We start from the raw sequence: 1596 nt of genomic DNA on the forward strand, positions 1-1596 counted from the left end.
TCTTGTACAGCTACTGCAACTGTTGAAGTAATTCAGCCTGATGCACTTACTGCGACAACATATCAAACAGATGTTTCTTGTAATGGAGGTTCTAACGGATCTGCAACAGTAAATGTCACTGGGGGAACTGGAACTTACACTTATTCTTGGTCACCAGCTGGAGGAACTAATGCAACTGCCACTGGCCTTACTGCTGGAAACTATACGGTTACAATAAAAGATGCTAACTTATGCGAAACAACAGCTAGTGTTACTATTGCTGAACCACCAGTTCTTACAGCAACAATAACCAAAACAGATGTTTTATGCCATCAGGCTAGCAACGGAACAGCAACTGTAACTGCATCTGGAGGAACTGGAACTTACACATACTCTTGGTCTCCATTTGGAGGAAATACAGCAACAGCGACTGGATTAAGTCCAAACACTTACACAGTAACTGTAACCGATGAAAATGGCTGCTTTGTAACAGAGTCTGTACAAATTACAGAACCTGACGCGCTTACAGCAACAATATCAAAAACGGATGTTTTATGCAATCACGCAAATAATGGAACAGCTACAGTAGCTCCTTCTGGAGGAACTGGAACTTATACCTATTCTTGGTCACCATCTGGAGGAACAGCAGCAACAGCGACGGGATTAAGTCCGAATACATATTCTGTTACAATTACCGATTCTAATGGATGTTCTATAACAGAAACGGTGCAAATTAAAGAACCTGATGCACTTATTGCAACAATTTCTCAAACTGATGTTTCTTGTAATGGAGGTTCTAACGGATCTGCAACAGTAAATGTTACTGGAGGAACAGGAACTTATACATACTCTTGGTCTCCTTCTGGAGGAACTGCCGCAACTGCTTCTGGTTTACCGACAGGAACATATACAGTTACTGTCAAAGATGCCAACCTATGTCAAACTACGGCAAGCGTAACTATTACGGAACCTCCTGTTCTTACAGCAACGGTAGCTAAAACAGACGTTTTATGCTATCAGGCAAATAACGGAACTGCTACTGTAACTCCTACAGGAGGAACCGGATCTTATACCTATTCTTGGTCACCATCTGGAGGAACTGCCGCAACAGCGACTGGATTAAGTCCAAATACTTATACTGTAACTGTAACTGATGAAAACGGATGTTTTGTAACAGAGTCTGTACAAATTACAGAACCGACAGCACTTTCAGCAACTGACACACATACTAATGTGTCTTGCAACGGAGGCAATAACGGTACAGCATCTGTAGTTGCAACTGGAGGAACCGGAGCTTATACTTATTCTTGGGCTCCGTCTGGCGGAAGTGCGGCAACTGCAACAGGCCTTACAGCAGGAATATATACCGTAACGGTTACAGATGAAAATTCATGTTCTACAACAAATACCATCACAATTACAGAACCAGATGCTTTAACCTTAACTGCAACTCCGACAACAGTATCTTGCCATAACGGAAATAACGGATCGGCTACAGTAAGCGTAACAGGCGGTACAGGAGCTTATACTTACTCTTGGGCTCCATCTGGCGGAAATGCCGCAATTGCAACTGGTCTTGCAGCAGGAACTTACACTGTAACTGTTACAGATGATAAT

1 pseudogene is annotated in these 1596 nt (G+C 42.6%); it reads left to right on the forward strand.

The window, feature by feature from the left end:
* Nucleotides 1–1596: pseudogene (locus NU08_RS22165) on the forward strand (hypothetical protein); the annotation flags it as partial.

Origin of the sequence: Flavobacterium anhuiense (assembly GCF_004151235.1) — a bacterium.
Lineage (GTDB): Bacteria > Bacteroidota > Bacteroidia > Flavobacteriales > Flavobacteriaceae > Flavobacterium > Flavobacterium anhuiense_A.